Here is a 6,627-nt window from a genome sequence, read left to right on the forward strand (position 1 = left end):
AGCGGCATTGTCCAACCAGCCAACCACACGGCCTTCATGTAAAAAAACCGGCGGAGCGCTCCGCCGGTTTTTCCTGTGCAATGACAAAATTGCGGATTTCGATCAGTTCTTGGCCTTGTCGACCAGCTTGTTCTTGGAAATCCACGGCATCATCGCGCGCAGCTTGGCGCCGACTTCCTCGATCTGATGGCTGTCGTTGTTGCGGCGGATGCCCTTGAAGCGCGACATGCCGGCGCGATACTCCTGCATCCATTCCGAGGTGAACTTGCCGGTCTGGATATCCTTCAGCACGCGCTTCATCTCGGCCTTGGTCTCGGCGGTGATGATGCGCGGGCCCGAAACATATTCGCCCCATTCGGCGGTGTTCGAGATCGAGTAGTTCATGTTGGCGATGCCGCCTTCGTAGATCAGGTCGACGATCAGCTTGACCTCGTGCAGGCACTCGAAATAGGCCATTTCCGGCGCGTAGCCGGCTTCCACCAGCGTCTCGAAACCGGCGCGGATCAGCTCGACCAGGCCGCCGCACAGGACAACCTGCTCGCCGAACAGATCGGTTTCGCATTCCTCGCGGAAATTGGTCTCGATGATGCCCGAACGGCCGCCGCCGACGCCGCAGGCATAGGACAGGGCGAGATCAAGTGCATTGCCCGAAGCATCCTGGTTGACCGCGACCAGGCACGGCACGCCGCCGCCCTTCTGGTATTCGCCGCGCACCGTGTGGCCAGGCCCCTTCGGCGCGATCATGACGACGTCGACCGAGGCCTTCGGCTCGATCAGGCCAAAGTGCACGTTGAGGCCGTGGGCAAAGGCGATCGCCGCGCCATCGCGGATGTTCGGCGCGATTTCGGATTTGTAGATATCGGCCTGCAGCTCGTCCGGCGTCGCCATCATCATCAGGTCGACCCATTTGGCGGCTTCCGCCACGCTCATCACCTTGAGCCCGTCGGCCTCGACTTTTTGGGCGGTCGCCGAGCCGGCCTTGAGGCCGATGGCGATTTCCCCAACGCCAGAATCCTTGAGATTGAGCGCATGCGCCCGGCCCTGGCTGCCATAGCCGATGATGGCGACCTTTTTGCCCTTGATCAGGTTGAGATCGGCGTCGCGATCGTAATAGACACGCATTTTTCTTCCTTCCCGTTTTTGAATTCAGAGCATGATGCCGAAAAGTGTGAAGCGGTTTTCGGACGACATCATGCTCTATCTCTTTGATTTAGAGCCGGATTCAGAGTTCAGGTCGACTTGACCTGAAATCATCCGGCTCTAGAGGCCTTGCGGCCCGGTTTTTGCTCCGTGAAGAGCGAGAAACTGCTGCGTCGCCCGGACGGCATCGCCGCCAATCGCCGCATCAGTCAATTTTAGCCGGTCGCCGAGCAGCAGGCGGATCTGCACGTCGCGGGCGACCAGCCCGAAAAAGGTGCGGAATGCCGCTTCGGCATCCGAGAACTCGAGAAGCCCGGCCTGCCGACCGGCCTCCAGCACCGGCTTCAGGCGCCGGGCCAGCGCGAAACGCCCGTTCTCCAGCACGATGGCGCCAAGATCGTCATTGCCCGAGCCAGCACGGCCAATGGCGACGCGGTTCAGCGCGATCGATGTGTCGCTCGAAATCACCTTGAGCCAGTCCGAAGCGAAGCGTGCGAGGCTCACCGTCAGCGAAGCAAGGGTAAACCCCTTGCCGCCGACCGGCACCACCCGCACCTTGGAGGCCTGCCATTGAACAATTGCCGTCAACAGCCCGTCGCGATCGCCGAACCATTTGTAGAGCGTTTCCTTGGAACAGCTTGCCCGCCGCGCCACCGCGGTCATGGTCAACTGATCGCCCTCCTCGACCAGCAGGCGAAGTGCGGCGTCGAGCACGGCTTTCTGCCGCTCGGTCAGCGCTTCGCTGGTGTCGATGTCGACGCTTGCCTGCAACAAACTCTTTTCCTGCTCGATAACGGCGGCGGCCAGGGCCGTACCGTACGTTACGGTTCGGCATCTCTATGACGTATTGTCGGACCCGGGGCAAGCCCTATCTCCGCTTTTTGACCGCCTTATCGCGGAGAGAAAAATGCTCGTCGGCCTGCTTGCATTGACTGTTGCCGCCGCTTTCGCGGGCGCCGCCATCTATATCAGCGTTGCCGAGCAACCGGCGCGGCTTCGCCTCGACGACCGTGCACTGCTGCAGGAATGGCAGCCTTCCTACAAACGCGGCGCCGCCATGCAGGCGTCGATCGCCGTCGTCGCCTGTGTTCTTGGTGTCGTTGCCTGGTGGCTAACCGGCAGTCTCGGCTATCTCATCGGGGCGGTGCTGATCATCCTGCCATGGCCATGGACGCTGGTCGCAATGATGCCGACAAACCGGTTGCTGGCGGCGATGGACGCGGCCGCCTCCAATCCGCAGGCGCGGGCGTTGATTGTCAAATGGGGCAATCTGCATCTGGTTCGCGTCATGCTTGGCGTGCTGGCGGCACTGGCATTCCTCTGGGGCAGTGCCTGACGGCTGCAATCGACCGTCAGCGCCAGCGGGACCACATCACTCTGGCATCGCCGGATGACGCAGCCGCCCGAGCAGAGCCGACAAGGTTTCCAGGTCATTATTTGAGAGCCTGGCGCCGACCAGCTCGGCGATCGATCGCCCGTAGACGGCCCACATCCGGCGGCGCATCTCGCGCCCCTTGCCGGTGATGCGGACCGTCTGTCCGCGACCGTCATCGGCAACCCTGAGCTTCTCGACCAGCCCGTCCGCTTCGAGCCGCGCCAGCAGCCGCGAGACGTTGTACTGCGCAAACAGGGTGCGCTCGATCAGCTGGAACGGCCGCAAGCCGCCCTCGCCGGCTTCGGCAAGCTCATGCAGCACGTCGTACCAGGCAAGCGGCGGCAAGCCGGCGTCCTTCAGCGCGTCTTCGGCTCGTTCCAGCAGCTGGCGCGAAACGCGCATCAGGCGCGCCCAGGCCTTGATGGCCGCCGGCGAAGGATTCTCCGTCATGATGCAGCATAGGCGATAGATGCAATTGCATCAAGCTTGCCAATGGATGCAAATGCATCTATATAGATGCAACTGCATTTATATCGGAAGGCACTGCCATGAAACATGAAATCTGCGAGATCGTCGACATTCCGGAAACGGGCGGCCTGGTGACCGACAAGCTCGTTCTCGTCAGCCACCACCTTTGTCCCTATGTGCAGCGCGCGGCGATCTCGCTCTGCGAAAAGGACGTGCCGTTCGAACGCCTCACCATCGATCTCGCCAAAAAACCGGCCTGGTTCAAGGCGATATCGCCGCTCGGCAAGGTACCGCTGCTGCGCGTGCCGCAGAATGGCGAGGAAACCGTGATCTTCGAATCGGCGGTCATCCTCGAATTTCTCGAGGAAACGCTGGCCAACCCACTGCACCCTGCCGACCCGCTGGCCCGCGCCCGGCATCGCGCCTGGATCGAGTTCGGCTCGGCCATCCTCAACGCCATTGGTCGGTTCTATTCCGCACCGACCGAGGCCGCCTTCCTTGCCGAAAACGAAGCTCTGTCGGCAATGTTCGATCGTCTCGAAATAGAACTGGCGGCTGGCCGGGCTGGGCCATGGTTTGCTGGCGAGCGCTTTTCAATGGTCGATGCAGTCTATGGGCCAGTCTTCCGCTATTTCGACGCCTTCGATCGAATCGGCGCGTTCGGCATCCTGAGCGGAAAGCCGCGTGTCGAGGCCTGGCGAAAGCGATTGCACGAACGCAAGTCGGTGAAGGACGCCGTCACCCCGGACTATCCACAGCGCCTTCATGCATTCCTGCAAGCGAAGGGTTCGCACCTTTCGAAACTCATCCGCCGCAGCGAGGCGGCCACTGCGCTTCCTTGATACCGATCCGCCTGAACGGATCGACCACGGTTCCAGCCACCATCGAGGCAAGGATGTTTGGCGCCGGCGGGATTCTTGCCACCGACGCCACCAGCCTGTCGCGGACGAACGGCATCACGGTCGAATCCGACTGGTAGAACGGCGTCAGCATCAGCGACAGCGCCTGAAAGACCCGGACATGCCATCGCCGCGCCCGGACATAGACCTCCAGCGCAGTATCGACACGATCCGTTCCTATGAGCGCATAGTTGAGCGCCGCCGCGTCGAGCAGCGCCATGTTCGCACCTTGCCCGAGCTGCGGGCTGGTCGAATGTGCCGCATCGCCGATGATCGCCCATCGCCGTCCGGCCGGCACCTTGAGCGTGTGATGGCCGTAACGCGCCAGCGAAAGCTGATCGAAACTGTCGATCTGGCGCGTGAACGCCTCGCATTCGGGCCACAGCCGAACCAGCCTCGCCTTCCAGGCGTCGAGGCCTGTCGCCCTGACCTGCTCTGCATCCGCCGGCTTCAGGCTCCAGAAGAATGCCGCCATCTTCTCGGCATCCGGTTCCGGCCTGCCGATCGGCAGCACGCCGATCATCACGCTCGCTCTGTCGTCGCGCTGCAGCAGCGCGTGTTCGTCGAAACCGTCGCCGCGCCAGCCGAGCGACGCCCAGAACGCGCCATAGGCGAGCGGCCGCGGCGCCCCCGAATTCCCTACGCGCTGTCGCAATTTGGAGCGCGAACCGCTGGCATCGACGACCAGATCGAACGGCCCCATCCTTCGCCCGTTGCCGCAGATCAGCGTTGCCCGTTCGCCGGTTTCCAGCGTCTCGAGCTCGACGCCGGTTTCGATGGCGATCGCCTCGCGCCGGACGGCGCCGAAAAGCACGCCGAACAAGGCCGCGCGGTGCACCGCCAGCCCGAAACGACTGCGGCGCTGCGCAGCATAGCGGGCGTCGAGCACGGTGCGGCCGGTTTTCGCATCGGCGCCATGCAGGCGGTCGATGCGGCTGCCCAGCGCCAGGATGTCGTCGAGCACACCAAGATCGGCAAGCACCGTCAGCCCGGTCGGCTGCAGGATCAGCCCGGACCCGACCGGCTTTGGCTCGTCGAAGCGCTCAAAGATGGTGACCCGATGCCCGGCACGCTTCAGATAGAGCGCCGCGGCCAGCCCGGCCGGGCCGGCGCCGGCAATCGCGATGTCCAGAGAATTGCCCATTGCCGCCGAATCGTCTCGCCCAGGCCGGACAATCCTTCAGCGCTATCGGCAAATCAAGCCGTCGCTCCTGGTATCGATAGTTAGGTCTCGGCGGCGTCGAAAGCGTTCCGCGCAGCGCGCACTGCGCCATGATTGAGCTCGGCCCATTGGAGCAGCTGATGCAGGGGCCCGAACATCGAGCGTCCGAGATCGGTCAGACTGTATTCGACGCTCGGCGGCTTGGTCGGGAAGACCTCGCGATGGACATAACCGTCGCGCTGCAAATCGTGCAGCGTCTGGGTGAGCATGCGCTGGGAAATGTCGGGCACCAGCCGCCGCAATTCGCCGAACCGGTACGGCTTCTCGGCCAGCGCCATCATCAGCAGCGAACTCCATTTGTTGCTGATGCCCTGGATCACGTCGCGCACCGGACAGTCGGCAATGTTGCCGCCGCCGCTGCACGCTTTGTAAATCTCGAGCTTCGACTTCAGACTGACGACCTTGCTGTCCATCGCTGGTTCCCTGCGCCTGCCTACCTCCCGCAAAACTGCCTTCTTTACGAGGGTCGGTCAATTCCTATTTTAGTGCTGGTCTCTTTTTGAGACTTATATAAGCACCCGCCGCTCCGGCGCAACGACAGGACTTCCCATGACCGATACCCTTCTCGTCACCGGCGCCTCCGGCCAGCTTGGCCGCGGCGTCGTCGATCATCTGCTGGACACGCTCAAGGTTCCGCCCGCACGGATCATCGCCGCCACCCGCAATCCGGAAAACCTCGCCGAGCTGGCAGCGCGCGGCGTCATCATCAGGCAAGCCGATTTCGATGACACCGCGTCGCTTGTCGAAGCATTCAAGGGCGCCGGCCGGGTCCTGATCATCTCGACCGGCGAGCTCGATCTTCGGGGCAAGCGGCTCAAGCAGCATGAGAATGCCGTCGCAGCCGCGAGGCAGGCCGGCGTTTCGCATCTGCTCTACACCTCGATGCCCAATCCTGAGCCGGGATCGCCGGTGCTGTTTGCGGGCGATCATTACGGGACCGAGCAGGCGATCAAGGCGAGCGGCATCCCCTACACGATTTTCCGCAACGGCTGGTATCAGGAGAACCTGTTCATGTCGCTGCCGCACGCCATTGCCTCGGGACACTGGTATACATCCGCGGCCGACGGCCGCATCGCCCATGGCGCTCGCGACGACATGGCCGCGGCGATCGCTGCCGGTCTTGCCTCAGGCGCCACCGAAAGCACGACATACACGCTGACCGGTCCGCAGGCCCATACCGTCGCCGAGATCGCGGCCCTGGTGACCGACGTCACCGGCAAGCCGATCGAGGTCGTCCAGCTTTCGGACGAAGCATTGACCGAGGGCCTGAAGGCTGCCGGCGTTCCCGAGGGCTTTGCCCCAATCGTCACGTCCTTCGACACCAACACGCGCTCCGGCCGCATCGGCATGGTGACCGACGCGATCGAGACACTGTCGGGCAGGAAGCCGCAATCGCTGAAGCAGTTTCTTGAAGCGAACAAGGCAGCGCTGGCCGGCTGAAGTCGGAATAGAGTGCCGGACTTCCGAAGCCGGCGGGACAGCGCCCCCCTCTGTCCTGCCGGACATCTCCCCCACAAGGGGGG

The 6,627-nt window shown here is 63.1% G+C and carries 8 protein-coding genes; 3 read left to right on the top strand and 5 right to left on the bottom strand.

Features of this window, described 5'->3' with window-relative positions; all coding sequences use genetic code 11:
• Window positions 1-102: 102 nt before the first annotated feature.
• Window positions 103-1,122, bottom strand: coding sequence for a ketol-acid reductoisomerase (ilvC, locus tag AC0L2A_RS32920; protein ID WP_473612367.1), 1,020 nt, complete (start codon window positions 1,120-1,122; stop codon window positions 103-105).
• Between the two features lie 138 nt (window positions 1,123-1,260).
• On the bottom strand, window positions 1,261-1,911 hold the full coding sequence (locus AC0L2A_RS32925) for a TetR/AcrR family transcriptional regulator (protein ID WP_473612375.1): 651 nt from the start codon (window positions 1,909-1,911) through the stop codon (window positions 1,261-1,263).
• Window positions 1,912-2,047: 136 nt separating this feature from the next.
• On the opposite strand from AC0L2A_RS32925, the gene AC0L2A_RS32930 reads away from it, so the two are divergent.
• Window positions 2,048-2,476 carry an anthrone oxygenase family protein gene (locus AC0L2A_RS32930; RefSeq protein ID WP_473612368.1) on the top strand — a complete coding sequence of 143 codons (429 nt, stop codon included), beginning with the start codon at window positions 2,048-2,050 and terminating at the stop codon, window positions 2,474-2,476.
• A gap of 36 nt (window positions 2,477-2,512) precedes the next feature.
• Here AC0L2A_RS32930 and AC0L2A_RS32935 read toward each other — a convergent pair whose 3' ends face one another.
• The gene (locus AC0L2A_RS32935; RefSeq protein ID WP_091594267.1) at window positions 2,513-2,965 is read right to left on the bottom strand and encodes a MarR family winged helix-turn-helix transcriptional regulator; all 453 of its coding nucleotides are present in this window, start codon (window positions 2,963-2,965) and stop codon (window positions 2,513-2,515) included.
• Between the two features lie 98 nt (window positions 2,966-3,063).
• Here AC0L2A_RS32935 and AC0L2A_RS32940 point away from each other — a divergent pair, with 98 nt between their 5' ends.
• Window positions 3,064-3,825, top strand: coding sequence for a glutathione S-transferase family protein (locus AC0L2A_RS32940; RefSeq protein WP_473612370.1), 762 nt, complete (start codon window positions 3,064-3,066; stop codon window positions 3,823-3,825).
• On the opposite strand, the gene AC0L2A_RS32945 is transcribed toward AC0L2A_RS32940, so the two are convergent.
• Window positions 3,788-5,026, bottom strand: coding sequence for an FAD-dependent oxidoreductase (locus AC0L2A_RS32945; RefSeq protein WP_473612371.1), 1,239 nt, complete (start codon window positions 5,024-5,026; stop codon window positions 3,788-3,790). The two genes, AC0L2A_RS32940 and AC0L2A_RS32945, sit on opposite strands and share 38 nt — an antisense overlap.
• Window positions 5,027-5,106: 80 nt before the next feature.
• Window positions 5,107-5,517 (bottom strand): winged helix-turn-helix transcriptional regulator, encoded by a 411-nt coding sequence (locus tag AC0L2A_RS32950; RefSeq protein WP_287071492.1) that lies wholly within the window; start codon window positions 5,515-5,517, stop codon window positions 5,107-5,109.
• A gap of 136 nt (window positions 5,518-5,653) precedes the next feature.
• On the opposite strand from AC0L2A_RS32950, the gene AC0L2A_RS32955 reads away from it, so the two are divergent.
• On the top strand, window positions 5,654-6,544 hold the full coding sequence (locus tag AC0L2A_RS32955; RefSeq protein WP_473612372.1) for an SDR family oxidoreductase: 891 nt from the start codon (window positions 5,654-5,656) through the stop codon (window positions 6,542-6,544).
• Window positions 6,545-6,627 lie beyond the last annotated feature (83 nt).

Source organism: Mesorhizobium sp. WSM4844, assembly GCF_055811775.1.

Coding starts and splice junctions, on each gene's coding strand:
- ilvC (WP_473612367.1), bottom strand. CDS start 1,122: ATGCGTGTCTATTACGATCGCGACGCCGATCTCAACCTGATCAAGGGC.
- AC0L2A_RS32930 (WP_473612368.1), top strand. CDS start 2,048: ATGCTCGTCGGCCTGCTTGCATTGACTGTTGCCGCCGCTTTCGCGGGC.
- AC0L2A_RS32935 (WP_091594267.1), bottom strand. CDS start 2,965: ATGACGGAGAATCCTTCGCCGGCGGCCATCAAGGCCTGGGCGCGCCTG.
- AC0L2A_RS32940 (WP_473612370.1), top strand. CDS start 3,064: ATGAAACATGAAATCTGCGAGATCGTCGACATTCCGGAAACGGGCGGC.
- AC0L2A_RS32945 (WP_473612371.1), bottom strand. CDS start 5,026: ATGGGCAATTCTCTGGACATCGCGATTGCCGGCGCCGGCCCGGCCGGG.
- AC0L2A_RS32950 (WP_287071492.1), bottom strand. CDS start 5,517: ATGGACAGCAAGGTCGTCAGTCTGAAGTCGAAGCTCGAGATTTACAAA.
- AC0L2A_RS32955 (WP_473612372.1), top strand. CDS start 5,654: ATGACCGATACCCTTCTCGTCACCGGCGCCTCCGGCCAGCTTGGCCGC.